21 protein-coding genes are annotated in these 20,124 nt (G+C 60.0%); 12 read left to right on the top strand and 9 right to left on the bottom strand.

Annotation, left to right across the window (positions count from 1 at the left end; all coding sequences use genetic code 11):
* Positions 1-62 precede the first annotated feature (62 nt).
* From A7J50_RS02695 to A7J50_RS02720, 6 genes are all read left to right on the top strand, one after another.
* Positions 63-977, top strand: a complete 915-nt coding sequence (locus A7J50_RS02695; protein ID WP_064450430.1) for an ABC transporter permease subunit — start codon at positions 63-65, stop codon at positions 975-977.
* A 2-nt stretch (positions 978-979) separates the two neighbouring features.
* Positions 980-2,257 (top strand): high-affinity branched-chain amino acid ABC transporter permease LivM, encoded by a 1,278-nt coding sequence (gene livM / locus A7J50_RS02700; RefSeq protein WP_064450431.1) that lies wholly within the window; start codon positions 980-982, stop codon positions 2,255-2,257.
* Positions 2,254-3,129, top strand: a complete 876-nt coding sequence (locus A7J50_RS02705; protein ID WP_064450432.1) for an ABC transporter ATP-binding protein — start codon at positions 2,254-2,256, stop codon at positions 3,127-3,129. Before livM ends, A7J50_RS02705 begins: the two co-directional genes overlap by 4 nt.
* Positions 3,126-3,842: an ABC transporter ATP-binding protein gene (locus A7J50_RS02710; RefSeq protein ID WP_064450433.1), complete on the top strand. Its 717-nt coding sequence runs from the start codon at positions 3,126-3,128 to the stop codon at positions 3,840-3,842. Before A7J50_RS02705 ends, A7J50_RS02710 begins: the two co-directional genes overlap by 4 nt.
* Before the next feature lie 866 nt (positions 3,843-4,708).
* Complete coding sequence (locus A7J50_RS02715) at positions 4,709-5,473, top strand: SDR family oxidoreductase (RefSeq protein ID WP_064450434.1); 765 nt, start codon at positions 4,709-4,711, stop codon at positions 5,471-5,473.
* Between the two features lie 188 nt (positions 5,474-5,661).
* Positions 5,662-6,567, top strand: coding sequence for a cation diffusion facilitator family transporter (locus tag A7J50_RS02720; protein ID WP_064450435.1), 906 nt, complete (start codon positions 5,662-5,664; stop codon positions 6,565-6,567).
* A 120-nt stretch (positions 6,568-6,687) separates the two neighbouring features.
* Here the strand turns inward: A7J50_RS02720 and A7J50_RS02725 are convergent, their stop codons facing one another.
* The 7 genes from A7J50_RS02725 to A7J50_RS02755 form a co-directional block, all read right to left on the bottom strand.
* Positions 6,688-7,809: an AGE family epimerase/isomerase gene (locus tag A7J50_RS02725; RefSeq protein ID WP_064450436.1), complete on the bottom strand. Its 1,122-nt coding sequence runs from the start codon at positions 7,807-7,809 to the stop codon at positions 6,688-6,690.
* 171 nt (positions 7,810-7,980) lie between these two features.
* Entirely contained in the window at positions 7,981-8,553 is a 573-nt protein-coding gene (locus A7J50_RS02730; protein ID WP_064450437.1) for a HupE/UreJ family protein, read from the bottom strand.
* A 26-nt stretch (positions 8,554-8,579) separates the two neighbouring features.
* Entirely contained in the window at positions 8,580-9,194 is a 615-nt protein-coding gene (ureG, locus tag A7J50_RS02735; protein WP_017849719.1) for an urease accessory protein UreG, read from the bottom strand.
* Between the two features lie 21 nt (positions 9,195-9,215).
* Positions 9,216-9,890 (bottom strand): urease accessory protein UreF, encoded by a 675-nt coding sequence (locus A7J50_RS02740; RefSeq protein ID WP_064450438.1) that lies wholly within the window; start codon positions 9,888-9,890, stop codon positions 9,216-9,218.
* Entirely contained in the window at positions 9,887-10,387 is a 501-nt protein-coding gene (gene ureE, locus A7J50_RS02745; protein WP_064450439.1) for an urease accessory protein UreE, read from the bottom strand. The genes A7J50_RS02740 and ureE overlap by 4 nt, the downstream gene beginning before the upstream one ends.
* Before the next feature lie 297 nt (positions 10,388-10,684).
* Positions 10,685-11,317, bottom strand: coding sequence for a TetR family transcriptional regulator (locus A7J50_RS02750; protein ID WP_064450440.1), 633 nt, complete (start codon positions 11,315-11,317; stop codon positions 10,685-10,687).
* Positions 11,318-11,468: 151 nt separating this feature from the next.
* Entirely contained in the window at positions 11,469-11,840 is a 372-nt protein-coding gene (locus A7J50_RS02755; protein ID WP_064450441.1) for a hypothetical protein, read from the bottom strand.
* A 368-nt stretch (positions 11,841-12,208) separates the two neighbouring features.
* Between A7J50_RS02755 and A7J50_RS02760 the strand changes: the two genes are divergently transcribed.
* Positions 12,209-14,281: an AsmA family protein gene (locus A7J50_RS02760; protein WP_064450442.1), complete on the top strand. Its 2,073-nt coding sequence runs from the start codon at positions 12,209-12,211 to the stop codon at positions 14,279-14,281.
* A 130-nt stretch (positions 14,282-14,411) separates the two neighbouring features.
* Here the strand turns inward: A7J50_RS02760 and A7J50_RS02765 are convergent, their stop codons facing one another.
* Positions 14,412-14,942, bottom strand: coding sequence for a ferritin-like domain-containing protein (locus A7J50_RS02765; RefSeq protein ID WP_064450443.1), 531 nt, complete (start codon positions 14,940-14,942; stop codon positions 14,412-14,414).
* A 176-nt stretch (positions 14,943-15,118) separates the two neighbouring features.
* Between A7J50_RS02765 and A7J50_RS02770 the strand changes: the two genes are divergently transcribed.
* Positions 15,119-16,009 (top strand): esterase/lipase family protein, encoded by an 891-nt coding sequence (locus tag A7J50_RS02770; RefSeq protein WP_064450444.1) that lies wholly within the window; start codon positions 15,119-15,121, stop codon positions 16,007-16,009.
* Positions 16,010-16,119: 110 nt separating this feature from the next.
* Here the strand turns inward: A7J50_RS02770 and A7J50_RS02775 are convergent, their stop codons facing one another.
* The gene (locus A7J50_RS02775) at positions 16,120-17,010 is read right to left on the bottom strand and encodes a DMT family transporter (RefSeq protein ID WP_064450445.1); all 891 of its coding nucleotides are present in this window, start codon (positions 17,008-17,010) and stop codon (positions 16,120-16,122) included.
* 97 nt (positions 17,011-17,107) lie between these two features.
* Between A7J50_RS02775 and A7J50_RS02780 the strand changes: the two genes are divergently transcribed.
* The 4 genes from A7J50_RS02780 to A7J50_RS02795 all read left to right on the top strand — a co-directional run bounded on the left by A7J50_RS02780 (position 17,108) and on the right by A7J50_RS02795 (position 20,101).
* Positions 17,108-17,896, top strand: a complete 789-nt coding sequence (locus tag A7J50_RS02780) for an AraC family transcriptional regulator (RefSeq protein WP_064450446.1) — start codon at positions 17,108-17,110, stop codon at positions 17,894-17,896.
* A 71-nt stretch (positions 17,897-17,967) separates the two neighbouring features.
* The gene (locus A7J50_RS02785; protein WP_053254093.1) at positions 17,968-18,267 is read left to right on the top strand and encodes a PsiF family protein; all 300 of its coding nucleotides are present in this window, start codon (positions 17,968-17,970) and stop codon (positions 18,265-18,267) included.
* A gap of 206 nt (positions 18,268-18,473) precedes the next feature.
* Positions 18,474-19,487 carry an AI-2E family transporter gene (locus A7J50_RS02790; protein WP_064450447.1) on the top strand — a complete coding sequence of 338 codons (1,014 nt, stop codon included), beginning with the start codon at positions 18,474-18,476 and terminating at the stop codon, positions 19,485-19,487.
* A 35-nt stretch (positions 19,488-19,522) separates the two neighbouring features.
* Entirely contained in the window at positions 19,523-20,101 is a 579-nt protein-coding gene (locus tag A7J50_RS02795) for a hypothetical protein (RefSeq protein WP_064450448.1), read from the top strand.
* The last annotated feature ends 23 nt before the right edge of the window (positions 20,102-20,124 follow it).

The following is a 20,124-nucleotide window of genomic DNA, read 5'->3' on the forward strand; positions in this document are numbered from 1 at the left end:
TTTTCCTCCAGAAGGGCCGCACACCCACCGGTGTGCAGGTTCTCACCGCGTGAGATTGCGTTATGGATGGTATCTTCCTGCAGCAACTGGTCAACGGCCTGACCCTCGGGTCGGTCTATGGCCTGATCGCCATCGGCTACACAATGGTCTATGGCATCATTGGCATGATCAACTTCGCCCACGGCGAGGTTTATATGATTTCCGCTTACCTCGCGGCGATCAGTCTGGCACTGCTGGCTTACTTCGGCATCGAATCCTTCCCGCTGCTCATTCTTGGCACCCTGGTCTTCACCGTCGTCGTCACCGGCGTTTACGGGTGGGTCATCGAGCGTGTCGCCTACAAACCGCTGCGCAACTCCACCCGACTGGCACCGCTGATCAGCGCCATCGGTATCTCGCTGATCCTGCAGAACTACGCCCAGATTGCTCAGGGCGCGAAACAACAAGGTATTCCCACCCTGCTGGCCGGCGCCTGGCGTGTCGATATCGGCAGCGGGTTCGTGCAGTTGACCTACACCAAGGTGTTCATCCTGGTGGCCGCGTTTCTCGGCATGGGGCTGCTGACCTACATCATCAAATACACCAAGCTCGGCCGCATGTGCCGTGCCACCCAGCAAGACCGCAAGATGGCGTCGATCCTCGGTATCAACACCGACCGGGTGATCTCCTACGTATTCGTGATCGGTGCAGCCATGGCGGCCCTGGCCGGCGTGCTGATTACCCTGAATTACGGCACGTTCGACTTCTACGCCGGCTTCATCATCGGCATCAAGGCGTTTACCGCAGCGGTACTCGGCGGCATCGGTTCCCTGCCTGGGGCCATGCTCGGCGGAATCATCCTGGGTATCTCCGAGTCGCTGTTCTCGGGGTTGATCAACTCTGACTACAAAGACGTGTTCAGTTTCTCCCTGCTGGTGGTGATTCTGATTTTCCGTCCTCAGGGCCTGCTTGGTCGTCCGCTCGTGGCGAAGGTGTAAACATGTCTGCTGCCAAATCTATCGATATCAAGAAAAGTGTCGTCGATACGGTCCTTGCCGGGCTGATTTCGTTGATCGTGTTCGGTCCGATCGTCGGCGTGGTCCTCGACGGCTACAGCTTCAACCTGCAACCGGCCCGTGTGGCGGTCCTGGTCGCCATCGTGATGGTCGGCCGCTTTGCCATGAGCCTGTTCCTGCAAACCCCCAAGGGCCTGAAGATTTTGCAGGGCTTCGAGAGCAGTGGCTCCGGCGTGCATGTGCTGCCGCCGGACTACAAGTCGCGGCTGCGCTGGATCATCCCGGCACTGATCGTGATCGCCATCGTGTTCCCGATCTTCGCCAACAAGTACCTGCTGACCGTGGTTATCCTCGGGCTGATCTACGTGTTGCTCGGCCTGGGCCTGAACATCGTGGTGGGCCTGGCCGGTCTTCTGGACCTGGGTTATGTGGCGTTCTACGCCATCGGTGCCTACGGCCTGGCATTGGGTTATCAATACCTCGGCCTGGGCTTTTGGACGGTGCTGCCCTTGGCCGCAATCTGTGCGGCGCTGGCGGGGTGCATACTCGGGTTCCCGGTGCTGCGAATGCACGGTGACTACCTGGCCATCGTGACCTTGGGCTTCGGTGAAATCATTCGACTGGTGCTCAACAACTGGCTGTCGTTTACCGGTGGGCCGAACGGCATGCCGGTGCCTTCGCCGACCTTCCTCGGCCTGGAATTCGGGCGTAAAGCGAAGGATGGCGGGATTCCGTTCCATGAGTTCTTCGGCATCGATTACAACCCCAACATCAAGTTCATGTTCATCTACATTGTGCTGTTCCTCGTGGTGCTGGCCGTGCTGTATATCAAGCATCGCCTGACCCGCATGCCGGTCGGCCGGGCCTGGGAAGCCTTGCGCGAAGATGAAATCGCCTGCCGCTCCATGGGCCTGAACCACGTACTGGTCAAGCTGTCGGCGTTCACCATCGGTGCGTCCACGGCCGGTCTGGCCGGGGTGTTCTTCGCCAGCTACCAGGGCTTCGTCAACCCATCGTCGTTTACCTTCTTCGAGTCGGCGCTGATCCTGGCCATCGTGGTGTTGGGCGGCATGGGTTCGACCGTCGGTGTGGTGATCGCGGCGTTCGTGTTGACGGTGGCGCCGGAACTGCTGCGCAGCTTCTCGGAGTACCGCGTGCTGCTGTTTGGCGTGTTGATGGTGGTGATGATGATCTGGCGACCGCGCGGCCTGATTCGAATCAGCCGAACCGGTGTGACCCCACGTAAAGGAGTGGCGCCATGAGCAAGGAAGTCGTTCTGTCCGTGGAACATCTGATGATGCACTTCGGTGGCATCAAGGCCTTGAGCGATGTGAGCCTCAAGGTCGAACGCAACTCGATCTTCGCCCTGATCGGCCCCAACGGCGCCGGCAAGACCACCGTGTTCAACTGCCTCACCGGCTTCTACAAAGCCAGTGGCGGCAAGATCGAACTCAACGTGCGGGGCAAGCAGACCAACGTGATCCAGCTGCTCGGTGAGCGGTTTAAAGCGGTGGACTTCGTGTCGCCGAAAAGCTTCCTCAGCCGCGTGTATTACAAGATGTTCGGCGGCACCCACCTGGTGAACCGCGCCGGCTTGGCGCGGACCTTCCAGAACATTCGCCTGTTCAAGGAAATGTCGGTGCTGGAAAACCTGCTGGTGGCCCAGCACATGTGGGTCAACCGCAACATGCTTGCGGGCATCCTCAACACCAAAGGCTATCGCAAGGCCGAAAGCGACGCCCTCGACCACGCGTTCTACTGGCTGGAAGTGGTCGACCTGGTGGACTGCGCCAACCGCCTGGCCGGTGAGCTTTCCTACGGCCAGCAGCGCCGCCTGGAAATCGCCCGGGCCATGTGCACCCGGCCGCAGATCATTTGCCTGGACGAACCGGCAGCGGGCCTCAACCCGCAGGAAACCGAAGCGCTCAGCGCGATGATTCGCCTGCTGCGCGACGAACACGACCTCACGGTGGTGCTGATCGAACACGACATGGGCATGGTAATGAGTATTTCCGACCACATCGTGGTGCTCGACCACGGCAACGTCATCGCCGAGGGCGGCCCGGAAGCGATCCGTAATGATCCAAAAGTGATTGCCGCCTACCTGGGCGCAGACGAAGAGGAGCTTGTATGAACGGGCCTATCCTCGAAATGAAGGACCTGGACGTGTTTTACGGCCCGATCCAGGCCCTGAAAAAAGTCTCGCTGCACATTAACGAAGGCGAAACCGTCAGCCTGATCGGCTCCAACGGCGCGGGTAAATCCACGCTGCTGATGTCGATCTTCGGCCAGCCACGGGCCGAGTCGGGGCAGATCATCTACAACGGTGTCGACATTACCCACAAGTCGTCCCATTACATCGCCTCCAACGGCATTGCGCAGTCGCCGGAAGGGCGGCGGGTGTTCCCCGACATGACCGTCGAGGAAAACCTGCTGATGGGCACCATCCCGATTGGCGATAAATTCGCCCAGGAAGACATGCAGCGCATGTTTGAGCTGTTCCCCCGGCTCAAGGAGCGGCGTACCCAGCGGGCGATGACCATGTCTGGTGGTGAGCAGCAAATGCTCGCCATTGCCCGTGCGCTGATGAGCCGGCCCAAGCTGTTGCTGCTGGATGAGCCAAGCCTGGGCCTGGCACCGATTGTGGTGAAGCAGATCTTCGCCACCCTGCGCGAGCTGGCGGCCACCGGGATGACCATCTTCCTGGTGGAACAGAACGCCAACCATGCATTGCGCTTGTCGGACCGTGCGTATGTGATGGTTAACGGCGAGATTCGCCTGACCGGCACCGGCAAGGAGTTGCTGGTGAATGAGGAAGTGCGTAACGCCTATCTGGGCGGGCACTGATTTAAATTTTGGCGCAAGTCCCCCTGTGGGAGCGGGCTTGCTCGCGAATGCGGTGTGTCAGTTTCAGATGGATTGACTGACCCTCCGCATTCGCGAGCAAGCCCGCTCCCACAGTTGTTTTGCGTTTGCCCGAACGGACGAGGTGTCTACATTGCAGGCAAGCCCGCTCCCACATAAAGCCCGGTTCCCACATTTGTTTTTGTAGTGTTCACAGGCCGCTTGCCAAATTGTGGAAAACAAATCCAGCCACCCTCTAAAGCGCGACATATAGCCGCCGCAAATCCCTGTTTTGTCACAGTTTTGACTTGTCCCCATTCGCTGTGGAACCGGCTGTGGGTAACGTGGGAGTAGCTGGCTGAAAGCCTTTAGCTGCGTGGCCTGCAGCGTGGTGGTTGTTTTCTGATCAACAGGTTTTTCGTGACCGGCCAAGGGTTTTGTCAACCTGTTTAAAGACACAGGTATATGACCGAAAAATGTTCCTCCAGCCTGTGGATAAGTCTGTGACTAAACTCTGGAAAGACGGCCGCAGAGGCCGGAATGACTGGCCTGGAGCCATCGTTCGAATTTTCCCTCTGTGCATGGGCCTACATACGCCCCGTCCAAGGTCAAGCAAAAAACTTTCTAAAACTGCCTGTAAGCCTTGCACACAGCGGCTTGAGCCGTTTTGCACTTGCCCCCAAAGACTGTGGGCGCAGTTGTGGATAACCTGCGCGCATGTGGCTGCAGGGCCCGGTTTATATGGGTTAGCTGTGGGTGGTTAAAAATTGATCAGCTGTAGATGAAGTTGTGCGCTTAGCGGTTGCCGCGACGACGGCGTAAGGGCATTCTGCTGGCAACTTTTTTCCGATGCTCGCAAGGAGAACACCATGTCCGACACGCTGTTTATTACTGGCGCAACCTCAGGCTTCGGCGAAGCCTGCGCCCGTCGTTTTGCCGACGCCGGCTGGAAACTGGTGCTCACCGGCCGTCGTGCCGACCGTTTGAATGCATTGGTTGAAGAGCTTTCCAAGCAGACTGAAGTGCACGGCCTGGTCGTGGACGTGCGTGACCGTAAGGGCATGGAAGACGCCATCGCCAACTTGCCGCCCTCATTCGCCAAACTGCGCGGCCTGATCAACAACGCCGGCCTGGCGGTGGGCACAGACCCTGCGCCCAAATGCAGCCTCGACGATTGGGAAACCATGGTCGACACCAACATCAAAGGCCTGCTGACCACCACCAGCCTGCTGTTGCCGCGCTTGATCGCCCACGGCCGTGGCGCCGGGATCATCAACCTGGGTTCCATCGCCGGCAGCTATCCGTACCCGGGCAGCCACGTGTATGGCGGCTCCAAAGCGTTCGTGAAGCAGTTTTCGCTGAACCTGCGTTGCGACCTGCAAGGCACTGGCGTGCGTGTGACCAACATCGAGCCAGGCCTGTGCGAGAGCGAGTTCTCGCTGGTGCGCTTCGGCGGTGACCAGGCGCGCTACGACGCCACCTACGCCGGTGCCGAGCCGATCCAGCCGCAGGACATCGCCGACACCATCTTCTGGGTGCTCAACACCCCGGCGCACGTCAACATCAACCGTCTTGAGTTGATGCCGGTGAGCCAGACCTGGGCTGGGTTTGCGATTGAGCGTGGGGCCAAGTAAGGCTTAAGACCGCGTCGCGTCCATCGCAGGCAAGCCAGCTCCCACATTTGATCGGGTTCACACGGTCAAAATGTGGGCGCTGGCTTGCCTGCGATGGCGTCAAATCGGCCAAAACACGACATAAGGTACACTCCACCCCTGAAAACCCCTCCGCACTGTGCGGTTTAAAGGTTTTGACAGGAGGAAATGTGAGTAACCGAGGTGAGCAGGCACTGCTCAAACAATCGACCATCCTGATGTTCGCCGTAGCGATCGCCGGGATTGTCACGGGTGTTATTTCTGGCGCCCAATCCATTCTATTCGACGGCTTTTTCTCGCTGATCGCCACCGCCATCAAGGTGTTGATGCTGATCACGGCCAAGCTGATCGCCAAGAAAAGCAACGAGCGCTTCCAGTTCGGCTATTGGCACCTGGAACCCATGGTGTTGCTGATCGAAGGCAGCTTTCTGTTGTTGATCGCCATCTACGCGTTTCTCAACGGTGTGTTCGGCATTATCAATGGCGGGCGCGAAATCGAGTTGGGACTGGTGATCATTTATGCGGCGGTATTTACCGTCGTCGAATTTGCCTACTTCTTTTACGTGCGCTATCGAAATCGCACACTCAAATCCTCACTGATCCAGTTCGACAACATCAGTTGGATGGTGGACGCGATGCTCTCGGTGGGCTTGCTGATCAGCTTTCTCGCCGCGCTGTTGCTCAAGTCTCAGGGCTATGGCGAGTGGGCGGTGTATGTCGACCCGCTGATTCTGATCCTGCTGGCCCTGAGCATGCTGGCGCCGGCGTTCAAGATCCTGCGCCCGGCGTTGCGCGAAGTGCTGGGGATTGCCCCGGACCACTTGGACGACAAGGTGCGCGAGGTCATGGACGCGGCCCAGGCCAAGCATGGTTTCGACGACTATGTGTCCTACGTGCAAAAACACGGGCGGGCGCGGTTTATCGAGATTCATGTGGTATTGCCGGCCAACTACCCGGTGGATAACGTCGCGACCCTCGATGGGCTGCGTGAAGAAATATCCACAGGGCTCGGCACGCCGGATGCGGCGCGCTGGCTGACGATCAGTTTTACCGGGGATCGCAAGTGGATTGCGTGACAGTCAGTTAGACCGAGGGGAGGCTTTCGCGAGCAAACCCGCTCCCACATTTAACCGCGTCCTACCGTTGGAATGCGGTCGAATGTGGGAGCTGGCTTGCCTGCGATGAGGCCCTGAAAATCAGCCGAGATGCTGGATCAGGCCTTGATAGCAGGTCGCCAAATGATACGGCGTGGTCGACGGCATATCCCGTCGGCTCACGGCGCCCTTGGCGTCCAGGCATTCGTGCCAGCCTTTGTCATGCAGGAAGCGCTGTTGCAGCGCCAGCAATTGGCGTTGCAGCACCGCTTCACTGTTTGGTCGCAAGGTCAGTGCGCGCAGGTATTCAGCCTGGGCCCAGATTCGCTGAGTGCCGTCGCGCACGCTGCCATCCAGGGCGAGCATGCCGCTGACCGCACCGCTGAGTTTATCCACACCCTTGAGCTCGGCGTAGGCAAACGCCCGGGTCAGCGACGCATGCAACGGTGTGCTGCGCAGTACGTCTGACGATTCCAGCAAAAAGAACCATTCGAACTGGTGGCCTGGCTCAAACCAGTTATCCACAGCGCCCAGCGGTTTCTCCATCATCACGCCGTGCTGGCGGTCGATAAAGCGCTTCTGCATCGCGCTAGCGAGGTCCAGCAGCGCATCTTGCGTAATGGCGTCCTCACGCACGGCCAGCGTGGCGAGGAAGCCTTCGGCGAGGTGCATCAGCGGGTTTTGCAGGGGGCCGGACTTGAGGGACGACCAGTTGCGCTCCAATACCGCTTCGTACAGGCCGTCGCCGGTGGCGAAGCGTTCGGCGACCACTTCCAGGGCAGCATCGAGCACCGACTCCACCAGCGGCTCACGCACTTTGGCCCAGTAGTGGGCGCAGGCGAAGATGATGAAGGCGTGGGTGTAGAGGTCTTTGCGCTTGTCCAGCGGCTTGCCGTGGGCGTCGATGCTGTAGAACCAGCCACCGTGCTCGGCGTCATGGAAGTGCCGTTGCAGGGAACGAAACAGCGCCGCCGCGCGCTCTTCGGCGAAGGCCGAACCGGGCTTGCCGATCAGGCTGGCAAACAGGTACAGCTGCCGGGCACAGGCCATGGCGCGGTAGCGCTGCGGGGGCAATGGCGTGTGATTGGCGTCCAGAGCCTCATACGGCAACGCCAACTCGGCATTCCAGCCCGGGCCCTGCCACAGCGGCACGATCAGGTCATGGAAGTGCGTGAGCACGGCATTCAATGAAGGCTGGGAAGCGGAGTTTGGAGCGATGGGCATCGGCTGGCGTCGTCACGGCAGGGGTGTAGGCGCGCATGGTAGCAGGCTTGGGATAGGCGGTGTCTGTGCTACCGCTATCGCGGGCAAGCCCGCTCCCACATTTTGATGTGTGAACCCAATCAAATGTGGGAGCTGGCTTGCCTGCGATGAAGCCCTTGCAGGCGCTGGAAATCAGCCCGCCAGCAACCAAACCCCAGTCGCCGCCGAAGCCGCACCTGCTACCCGCACCAACGGTGCAGCCGCCGCCGGCAGGAAACGCACCACCGCATACCCCGCCGCATGCAATATTGCCGTTGCGCCCACGAAACCGGCCGCATACGCCCACGGGCTGGACATGTCCGGCAGCTCCAATCCATGCGCCACGCCGTGAAACAGCGCGAACAATGCCGTGGCACCGACTGCCACGAACAACGGCGGCCGCACCGCCAGTGCCACTGCCAGGCCCAGCGCCAGCACCGACGCGGCAATCCCGCTCTCAAGCGCCGGCAATTGCAGGCCTTCAAAGCCCAAAAGGCCGCCCATCAACATGACGCCGACAAAGGTGCAAGGCAGTGCCCAGCGCGCGTTACCTTTTTGCTGCGCCGCCCAGAGGCCGACCGCGACCATGGCCAGTAAGTGATCGATGCCGCCCAATGGGTGGCTGATGCCTGCCACCAGCCCATTGTCCCCATGCCCGGGGTGAGCGAAGGCGAGGGCGGGGGCGAGCAGCAGGGCGGCGGTTGCGAGAAGTTTGTTGAGGCCCATGGACAGGCTCCTTTTTTAGGGTGAGATCAGGCGGCGGTCAGCAGGCCCTGACGTTCAATGAAGGCGACGATTTCATCCAGGCCGACGCCGGTTTTCTGGTTACTGAACACAAAGGGCTTACCGTTGCGCATGCGTTGGGTGTCGCTGTTCATCAATTCCAGCGAGGCGCCCACCAGCGGCGCCAGGTCGATCTTGTTGATGACCAGCAGGTCGGATTTGCAAATACCGGGCCCACCCTTGCGCGGCAGCTTGTCGCCGGCAGACACATCGATCACATAGATCGTCAGGTCCGACAGCTCCGGGCTGAACGTCGCCGACAGGTTGTCACCGCCGGACTCCACCAAAATCAGGTCAAGGCCCGGAAACCGGCGGTTGAGTTGATCCACTGCTTCCAGGTTGATCGAGGCGTCTTCACGAATTGCCGTGTGCGGGCAGCCCCCGGTTTCCACACCAATGATGCGTTCCGGCGCCAGGGCCTGGTTGCGCACCAGGAAGTCGGCGTCTTCACGGGTGTAGATGTCGTTGGTCACCACGGCCAGGTTATAGCGATCGCGCAGGGCCAGGCACAGCGCCAGCGTCAGGGCGGTCTTGCCGGAACCCACCGGGCCGCCGATGCCGACACGCAAGGGTTGTGTATTCATGTGCTTCTCCAGATAAAGGGCTTAGGAACGGAACAGTCGGCTGTACTGGCGCTCGTGGGCCATGCACGCCAGGGACAGGCCGAACGCGGCGCTGCCGAAATGGTTAGGGGCGAGTCGGCCGGCGTCCTGCTGGGCTTGTTGCAGCAGCGGCAGCAGTTCGCTGGTCAGGCGCTGGGCGGCTTGCTGGCCCAGGGGCAGCGTCTTCATCAATACGGCGAGTTGGTTTTCCAGCCAGCTCCATAGCCAGGCGGCGAGGGCGTCGTCGGGGCTGATGTGCCAGGCGCGTGCTGCCAGGGCCCAGCCCAAAGCCAGGTGCGGTTCGGCGCATGGCTCCAGAAATGCACGCGCGGCGTCGTCCAGTTCCGGCAAGCCATTGAGCAGTTGTTGCAAGGAGTAACCCATCTGGCGGCTCTCCTGATACAGCTCGCGGGTCTCGCGGCTGGCGCGATGCTCTTGGCACAATTGCGCCAGGCGCGGCCAATCCTGTTCGGCGGCGGCGCGGCAATGGGCGAGCAACAGCGGTGCTTCGAAGCGCGCAAGGTTGAGCAGCAGTTGGTCGCTGATCCAGCGTCGCGCACTGGCGGCGTCATTGACGCGCGCATTTTCCACGGCCATTTCCAGGCCCTGTGAATAGCTATAGCCGCCAATCGGCAGTTGCGGACTGGCCAGACGCAACAGCGCCCAGGCTGGGTTCATAGACGTACGCCGAACTGGTGCAGCTTGGGCGGGTAATTGAAGTCTTCATCACCGTGACGTGAATGATGATGGCCACCGCCATAGGCGCCGTGTTCCGGTTGGAACGGTGCTTCAATGGTTTCGGTGTGGGCGCCCAATTGTTCGAGCATGGCCTTGAGCACGTAGTCATCGAGCAGGCGAAGCCAGCCGTCGCCAACTTGCAGGGCCACATGGCGGTTACCGAGGTGATAAGCCGCGCGGGTCAGTTCAAACGCGTTGCTGCAGGTGACGTGCAGCAGTTGTTCAGGGCGAGCACAGACGCGTACGACACGTCCGTCTTCAGCGTGTAGGAATTCCCCATCGTGCAGCGGCGGCTGGCCGCGCTCCAAAAACAGGCCGACATCTTCGCCATCGGCACTGAAACAGCGCAGGCGACTTTTACTGCGCGCTTCGAAGTTCAGCAGCAGTTCGGCAGCCCAGAGGGCTTGGGGGGCGATTCGGCGGTGGATCACCAGCATCAGAAGGCTTCCAGCTATGAGCGATGAGAGAGGTAGAGCAAGGGGCTTGCCAATCACACCTGTGAGTAGGAAAACCCTGTAAGCAGGCACCGTCATGCCACCGAATAGGGCATTCGCTCATTCCGGTCGTGTTTCAATTTGGTGCGTAATGGGATTTATAGCACTGGATGTGGGCGTTTTGCGTCGAGATCCGCCACCTTCTGTATGAAATTTCTTTCATCTCTTTCGTGCTGGCGTTTTCAGGGGTTTGGCCTATGGGAGGCAGGATTCGGACTTCCGCACGCCAGGCTGATGGGCTTACTCGGTACTGCCCAGCCCTTGCCAATGTTTGAGGCCGATAAAGATAAAGCGCAATTGCTGGGTGATTTTCGCCTGCGGCGTGAGGTGAGCAGGCAGCGCATGGGCGGGAGGGTCGATGATATCGGGCAGGGTGGCGAACACGCTCTTGACGATCAGGTCGGCCATCACGTGCAGACCTTCGGCATCCAGGTGCTGGAGCTTGGGCATCCGCGTGAGGTCCGCCGCCAAGTCGCTGGTGATGTCTTCGCGCAGCGCGCCGATGGCTTGCCGCACGGCCAGGCAACCGCCGTATTGCTCGCGGGCCAGGAACAGGAATTGCGAGCGATTGGCCGAGACCACATCGAGGAAGATCCGCACGGACGCATCGATGATGCCGCCCATGACGAACTCATTGTGGCGCACCAGGCGGATGGTGGCGCGGAAGGTCTGGCCGACTTCGCTCACCAACACGAGCCCAAGCTGGTCCATGTCGTCAAAATGACGATAGAACCCGGTCGGCACGATCCCGGCGGTCTTGGCCACTTCGCGCAGGCTCAGGCTGCCAAACCCACGGCCACACTCCATCAGATGGCGGGCTGCGTCCATCAAGGCGAGGCGGGTCTGTTGCTTCTGTTCGGCGCGGGGCAGCATCGGCGGGCGGGCTTTGTCGGCAAGTACAGCGACGCACTCTAGCAAAACAGCTTCATCGGCGTCGAACTTGGCGGGGGCTGAGCGTGACGGGGTCTATATAAAAGCAAAAGCCCGATCGGCCGATCGGGCTTTTTTCTGGGCCAGCACGGGCTTAGCTCTGTGCTTGATGCAGTTCTTGCAGACGGTCAGCACCGCCTTCGGCAACACCTTGGGTGTAAGCGCGGTCGTTGGCTTGTTCAGCACCGCCTTCTACCAGGCCTTTCTGTTCCAGGCGATCACGGCCACCTTCAACAACGCCTTCGGCGTAAGCACGTTTGTTGGCGTGATCCGAGCCATTTTCTGCAACAGCGCCTTTGGCGTAGTCACGGTTTTCGTCTTCTTGCGAACCGCTGCGCGCCAGGGTTTGGCTGGACTGCACGGCTTGGGCTTTGTTCTGTGGGGTGGCTTGTTCAGCGGCTGGCAGGGCAAAAGCGCTGGAAGCCAGGACAGACAGCAGAACAGTAGCGAGTAATTGGCGTTTCATGAGGGTTGCTCCTTAGGAGGGCGATAAAGTGGGTACAGGGCTAATGCTACTCTCGATAAGTCGATATAAAAGTTCATAAACACAATGGTAATAATCAACAGAATTGATTGTTCCCTGCGGAGGCTCTAGAACGCACCTCTCAAGCCCGCGGTTTTGCACCATGGTGGGTATTTTCGACCCGTTCATGGGTAACGCCGGTGCATTGTTGATGGTTCAGTCGATTCAGGCTGTAGGACGAGTCGCTTTTTTTGCGATGAATTCGTACTCGGGCTAAACCCCCAGATCATTTGTCAGTCGTAGCCATATAAGCTGTAGTCAAAAGGTGCGCGGCAGCGCGCACCCTCAGTCGTAATCAGGAGTCCTGTGCAATGACGCGCACTCGTAAAATTGTCGCTTGGAGCTGCGCCAGTTTCGTTCTGTTAATCGCCGTCGTGGTGTTGGTGTTGGTGTTTTTCGACTGGAACCGCATCAAGCCGCCGCTCAATGCCAAGGTCTCCGAAGAGTTGCATCGCCCCTTTGCCATCAATGGCAACCTGGCGGTGGTGTGGGCACGTGAGGCGGATGAAGGTGGCTGGCGGGCCTGGGTGCCCTGGCCGCACGTGATTGCCGAGGACCTGACCCTGGGCAACCCGGATTGGTCGAAAAAACCACAGATGGTCACGCTCAAGCGCGTAGAACTGCGCATTTCTCCGTTGGCGCTGCTGGCGCAGCGTGTGGTCATCCCGCGTATTGACCTCACTGAGCCGAGTGCCGACTTGCAGCGCCTGGCCGATGGTCGCGCCAACTGGACTTTCAAGTTCGACCCCAAAGACCCCAACGCTGAACCGTCCAGTTGGGTGGTGGACATCGGCGCTATCGGTTTCGACAAAGGCCATGTGACGCTCGACGACCAAACGCTCAACACCCAGCTGGATGTGATCATTGACCTGCTGGGCAAGCCTATTCCGTTCGGCGAGATCGTCGGCGACGCCGACGCCAAGAAGGCCCTCGAGAAAGGTTCGGCGCCTCAGGACTATGCGTTCGGCCTCAAGGTCAAAGGCCAATATCACGGTCAGAAGCTCGACGGCACCGGCAAAATCGGCGGCCTGCTCGCCTTGCAGGACGCGGCCAAGCCGTTCCCGCTGCAAGCCCAGGTGAAAATCGCCGACACCAGCGTTGCCCTCGTCGGCACTCTGACCGACCCGCTGAACCTTGGCGCCCTGGATCTGCGGCTGAAACTCGCCGGCTCCAGCCTGGGTAACCTCTACCCGCTGACCGGCGTGACGCTGCCCGACTCGCCGGCCTATTCCACCGACGGTCACCTGATCGCCAAGTTGCATGAAGCCAGTGGCGCGTCATTCACCTATGAAAACTTCAACGGCAAGATCGGCAACAGTGATATCCACGGCGACCTGAGCTATGTCGCCAGTCAGCCTCGGCCCAAACTCAGCGGCAAACTGGTGTCCAACCAATTGCTGATGACCGACCTTGCCCCGTTGATCGGTGCCGACTCCAATGCCAAGCAGAAAGCCCGTGGCGGCGAAAGCAAACAACCGGCGACCAAGGTGCTGCCGGTGGAAGAGTTCCGCACCGAGCGCTGGCGCGACATGGATGCCGATGTGGAATTCACCGGCAAACGCATCGTGCACAGTGCCGAATTGCCGTTCACAGACCTCTATACCCACCTGGTCCTCACCGACGGCGAGCTGAGCCTGGAACCCCTGCGTTTTGGGGTCGCTGGGGGCAAGCTGGATGCACAGATTCGCCTGAACGGCCGCATCACACCGATGGAAGGCCGCGCAAAACTCACCGCGCGTAACTTCAAGCTCAAGCAGCTGTTCCCAACGTTTGAACCGATGAAAACCAGCTTTGGTGAACTCAACGGCGATGCCGATGTTTCCGGGCGCGGCAACTCCGTGGCGGCCTTATTGGGCTCCTCCAACGGTGACCTGAAAATGCTCATCAACGACGGCGCGATCAGCCGTGGCCTGATGGAAATCGCCGGGCTCAACGTGGGCAACTATGTGGTGGGCCGCCTGTTCGGCGACAAAGAAGTGAAGATCAACTGCGCGGCCGCGGACTTCGGCATCAAGACCGGCCTTGCGACCACTCGCCTGTTTGTGTTCGATACCGAGAACGCGATCATCTACATCGATGGCACCGCAAACATGGCGACCGAACAGCTCGACCTGACCATCACGCCCGAGTCCAAGGGCTTTCGCCTGTTTTCCCTGCGTTCGCCGCTGTACGTCAACGGCCCGTTTATCAAGCCCAATGCGGGTGTGAAAGCGGTGCCGCTGATGCTGCGTGGGGCAGGCATGGTCGCACTGGGTGTGATCGCCGGCCCGGCAGCCGGGTTGCTGGCGCTGGTGGCACCGAGTGGCGATGAGCCGAACCAGTGTGCACCGCTGTTGCAGCAGATGAGGGAAGGCAAGGCGCCGAAGACCGTGAAAAGTAACTGACGAAACCGCAAACAAAAAATGTGGGAGCGGGCTTGCCTGCGATAGCGGAGTAACAGTCGACAAATACACTGACTGTTCGATAGCTATCGCGGGCAAGCCCGCTCCCACATGGGGCTTGCGGTGTTACGGCTTACAGATCCTGCAGAATATCCGCCATGTCGTCGGCGTGTTCTTCTTCCTGGGCCAGGATTTCTTCGAAGATGCGACGCGTGGTCGGGTCTTTGTCGCCGATGTATTGGATGATTTCGCGATAGCTGTCCACCGCGATCCGCTCGGCCACCAGGTCTTCGTAGACCATTTCCTTCAAGTTCTTGCCCGCCACGTATTGCGCGTGGGAGTTCTTCGACAGCAGGTCGGGGTTGAACTCCGGCTCGCCGCCCAGTTGCACGATGCGCTCGGCCAGTTTGTCGGCATGCTCGGCTTCCTGGGTCGCGTGCTCGAGGAATTCATCGGCGGCGACGCTGGCTTTTAGGCCGTTGGCCATGAAGTAGTGGCGCTTGTAACGCAACACGCAGACCAGCTCAGTGGCCAGCGATGCGTTGAGCAGGCGGATGATTTCCTCGCGGTCGGCGTCATAGCCTTCCGTCACGGCGCCGTTTTCGACGTTCTGGCGGGCGCGTGAGCGCAGGGTCGCAACGTCAGTCAAATGTGCTTCAGTCATCTCAATCTCCTGGTGCTAATCCGGTTTTGCGCCACGCTCTGCCGGCGTGATCGCTCCAAGTTGTGAGTCTTGGGCGGGGCAAAAAGTTTTATTGGATTTGCCCGAACGTGTCATCTGCTCGTCGCCGGATTGAGTTAGCCTGCCTTCATCCTGACTTGATCAAGGACGTTCGCCTCATGTCGCAGTTGTTAGCCACGCGTTACCCTCTGGTGCTGGTGCCCGGCATGCTGGGCTTCGTACGCTTGGGGTTGTTCCCGTATTGGTACGGGATTGTCCCGGCGTTGCGGGCGGGTGGGGCGCAGGTGTTTCCCGTGCAGGTGGCGCCGCTGGATTCCAGCGAGGTGCGCGGTGAGCAGTTGCTGGCACAGATTGAGCGGATTCGCCGGGAAACAGGCGCCGACAAGGTCAACTTGCTCGGCCATAGCCAGGGCTCGCTGACGGCGCGTTACGCGGCGGCCAAGCGCCCTGAGTGGGTGGCTTCGGTGACGTCAGTGGCAGGGCCCAATCATGGCTCGGAATTGGCGGATTACTTCCAGCTCCATTACCCCGCAGACAGTTGGAAAGGCCGAGTCGTGAGCGCGGTGTTTCATTTAGTCGCAGGGATGATGAGCCTGCTGGAAACCGGCTATCGCGGGCCGCGCTTCAAGGCCGATCTAAAGGCATCCCATCATTCCCTGACCAGCGAAGGCGTGGCCCTGTTCAACCGCCAATACCCTCAGGGCCTGCCCGATACGTGGGGCGGGCAGGGCGCCGAAGTGGCCAACGGTGTGCGCTATTACTCATGGTCCGGCACCTTGCAGCCGGGCAAGACTGATCGCGGGCGCAACCTGCTGGACGGCACGAACCGCAGTTGCCGGCTGTTCGCCCGCAGTTTTGTGCGCGAAAAGGGCCAATGCGACGGTATGGTCGGGCGCTATAGCTCGCATCTGGGATGGGTGATTGGTGATGACTACCCCTTGGACCACTTCGATATCGTCAACCAGTCCTTCGGGCTGGTGGGCAAGGGCGCGGAGCCGATTCGGTTGTTTGTAGAGCATGCGCAGCGGTTGAAGGCTGCCGGGGTTTAGCCGGTTCACCGCGTTATCGTTCTTCGCGAGCAAGCCCGCTCCCACATTCGACCGAGTTTCACATTTGGAATGTGATCGAATGTGGGAGCGGGCTTGCTCGCGAAGGCGGCCTATGAGGCAACACTGACCTGACGGCGAACCGGCGTAGTCCAGCGCTCCGACAAAATCACCCCGCCCAACGTCAGCAAGCCACCCACCAAGTGATACATCGCCAGCTCTTCCTTCAACACCACCGCCGCAATCAACGCGGTAATCAGCGGCAGCAGGTTGAAAAACAGCGTGGTGCGGCTTGGCCCCAGGGTCTTCACCGAGTGCATCCACGCCAGCGGCGCGAGCATCGACGCCAGCAAGCAGGCGTACAACACCAGCGGAATATTCGCCCAGCCCAGGCCTGCTTTGGTGGAGAACAGAAACAGCGGAAACAGCACCACCACGGCCACCAGCACCTGCAAATACAGCAATACCAGCGGCGGCAGGCGCAGCTGCCATTTCTTCAGCAAAGTGCTGTAGACCGCGTAGGCCAGGGTGGCGATCAGCATCATGCCGTCGCCCAGGTTGACCCCGTGTTGCAGCAACGCGCCCAGGCTGCCGGCCGACACCACCACCACCACGCCGGCGAACGACAGCACTGCGCCGGTCAGTGCGCCAAAGGTCAGGCGCTGGCCGAGGCTGATGATGGCGGCGGTCAGCGCCATCAATGGCATCAGCGAGAGGATGATGCCCATGTTGGTGGCCGAGGTCAGGGTCGCGGCGTAGTAGGCCAGGCTTTGATACACGGCCATGCCGAGCACGCCGAGGATGAAGATCTTGCCCAGGTTCGGGCGAATCATCGGCCAATGGGCAATCACCGGCTTGAGCATGAACGGGGTAAACAGCAGCGCTGCCAGCAACCAGCGGTAAAAGCCGATTTCAGCGGGGAAGATCGTGCCCACGGCCAATTTGTTGACCACGGTATTGCCGGCCCAGATAAAGATGGCCAGCAGGGGATACGCAAATTGCATCGAAAGAAACCAAGTGTGTTGATGAGGCAGGATTATCCCCTGTCTGGATCGAAGCCTATACTGCGATCCAGACAAACGACCTTTGTATCCAGACAATATGCCCAGACACACCGTACGCCTCGCGGATTTCCCGCGCCTGCCGAGCCCGGTCTACTTCCGTTACTCCGATTTCGCGCCTGATACCGAGTGCACGCCGCACCGGCACTTCTGGGGTTCGCTGGACTACTCGGCCAACGGCGTGATGCGCATGGAAGTGGCCGGCAGCCGCTTTATGTCGCCGCCGCAGTACGCAGTGTGGATCCCGCCGAACACCGAGCACAGCTCCTACAACGCCCAGGCCATTGTCTATCGCTCGGTGGGCCTTGCCCCGCAACTCTGCGAGCAACTGCCACAGGCGCCGTGCACCTTGGCAATCAGCGAGATTCTCAAGGCGATCCTTGGCGACTTTGCCCTGCGCGATGTCAACATCCCGCAAACCGAGGCGGATATCCGCCTGGCCCAAGTGCTGGTGGACCAACTCAAGCAAGCGCCGATCCACGATTGCTTTCTGCCTTACGCGCGCCACCCCGGGCTGCTCAGTGTGCTCGAAGGCATGCAGGCCGAGCCCGGCGACAATCGCCCACTGGCGCAATGGGCGGAGCAAGTGCATGTGAGCGAACGCACCCTGGCCCGGCAATTTGTGCGGGAGCTGGGCATAAGCTTCGGCGAATGGCGCCAGCGCCTGCGTTACCTCGCCGCCATCGAGGCCCTCGACAGCGAGCACAGTGTGCAGCATGTGGCCTTTGACTTGGGTTACAGCACCGCCTCGGCCTTCATCGCCATGTTCCAGCGCCACGCGGGCTGCACCCCGGAGCAGTACCGCCGGTCGAACATTCGCGTCCGCTGACATGTAACAGGTTTTGACTACACTGCTGCGTAGGCCGTGCCCTTTCGGCACGGTAACAGGGAGAAAACTCCATGAAGATGCTGCGTATTCCGTTGTTGATGATGGGCCTGCTGCTGTGTTCCCAAGGCTTCGCCGCTACCGCCCAGCAAAATAAAATGACCACCTGCAATGCTGAAGCCACCACCAAGACGCTCAAAGGCGATGACCGCAAGGCGTTCATGAAGACCTGCCTGTCGGCGCCTGCCGCCAACGACGCCAAGACCCTGACCCCACAGCAGCAGAAAATGAAAGACTGCAATGCCACGGCGAAAACTAAGGCGTTGACCGGCGATGCGCGTAAGACCTTTATGAGCACTTGCCTCAAAGGCTGACCACGATTTCGCCAACACTGGAGCTCAAATGTGGGAGCTGGCTTGCCTGCGATAGCATCACCTCGGTAGGCCAGGTAAACCCAGGCGCCTGCATCGCGGGCAAGCCCGGCTCCCACACTTGATCGCATTCACAACCTGGCCTCTCGCTTGATTCCCTCAAGGCTGGCAGACTGCCCATCCTTTAACGCCGTTCGTTTTGAGGCTGTATGCCAACGTTTTCTCAGCGTCACGTGTTATTGCTGGTCAGTTGCGTCATCATTTTCGGTGGGTTGTTGCTGGTTCTGCCGCTCAAGCTGCTGCCCAGCCTGCTGGCCGGCTTGCTGGTGTATGAGCTGGTCAATATGCTCACCCCGCAGTTGCAACGGCTGATCGAAGGCCGGCGCGCGCGTTGGCTGGCGGTGGCATTGCTCGGCACCTTGATCGTCAGCGTGCTGGCCCTGATTTTCGCCGGCGCCATCAGCTTCCTGCTCCACGAAGCGGAAAACCCTGGGGCTTCCCTCGATAAATTCATGGGCGTGGTCGATCGCGCGCGCGGCCAGTTGCCGCCGTTCCTCGACGCCTACCTGCCTGCCAGCGCCGCCGAGTTTCGCGTGGCCATCGGCGACTGGCTGAGCAAGCACCTGAGCGAGCTGCAACTGGTCGGCAAAGACGCCGCCCACATGTTCGTCACGCTGCTGATCGGCATGGTGCTCGGCGCCATCATCGCGCTGCAGCGCGTGCCCGACCTGACCAAGCGCAAGCCCCTGGCCGCCGCCTTGTTCGACCGCCTGCACCTGCTGGTCCAGGCGTTTCGCAACATCGTCTTCGCCCAGATCAAGATTGCCGCGCTCAACACCATGTTCACGGCGATTTTCCTCGCGGTGGTGCTGCCGTTGTGCGGGATTCACCTGCCGCTGACCAAAACCCTGATCGTGCTGACCTTCCTGCTCGGCCTGCTGCCGGTAATCGGCAACCTGATGTCCAATACACTGATCACCATCGTCGCGTTGTCGCTGTCGATCTGGGTGGCAGTGGCGGCGTTGGGGTATTTGATCGTGATTCACAAGGTCGAGTACTTCCTCAACGCGCGCATCGTGGGCGGGCAGATCAGTGCCAAATCGTGGGAATTGTTGCTGGCGATGCTGGTGTTTGAAGCCGCATTCGGTCTGCCGGGCGTGGTGGCAGGGCCGATTTATTATGCGTATTTGAAGAGTGAGCTGAAGCTCGGCGGGATGGTTTGACGCAATAACTTAAAGGGAATTAGGGGAGGTCCGCATTGAGCGAAAATATCTATGCTCCGCCAACGGCGGAGTTGACCGAGACGGTTAAGGCGTCTGCCGAGTTTTATGTCATTTCCAAAACCAAGCTGCTGGTGCTGAGCCTGCTCAGTTTCGGGCTGTACACCTACATTTGGTCGTATAAAAACTGGAGCTTGTACAAGAAGGCCAATCAGCTGGATATCTGGCCGTTGGCGCGGGCCATTTTCTTTATCTTCTTTATTCATCAGTTGTATCGCCGGGCCGATGATCGCATTGCCCGCAGCGGTCGAAAATTCGATTTTGACTTCGAGCAATGGGCGACGGTGTTCGTCGTGGTAACAGTAGGTGCCCGGCTTTTCGAAATGGCGGCTGGCCGGATCGATACCTGGTTAGCCTATAAACCCCTGGCGATCCTGGCGGTGCCTCTGTGTGCCTACATCCTTCAACAAGGCCAAGGCCTGATCAATTTTGCGGCAGGTGACCCAGAGGGGCAGAGCAACGCTCGCTTCAACTTGTGGAACTACCTGGTGATCGTGCTGGGCGCGGTCATGTGGTGCCTGACGTTGCTTGGCTTGTGGGCGATCTATCACCGCTAGGCTGTGTTCAGGTATTCACCGTT

The organism is Pseudomonas antarctica, from assembly GCF_001647715.1.
GTDB lineage: Bacteria > Pseudomonadota > Gammaproteobacteria > Pseudomonadales > Pseudomonadaceae > Aquipseudomonas > Aquipseudomonas antarctica_A.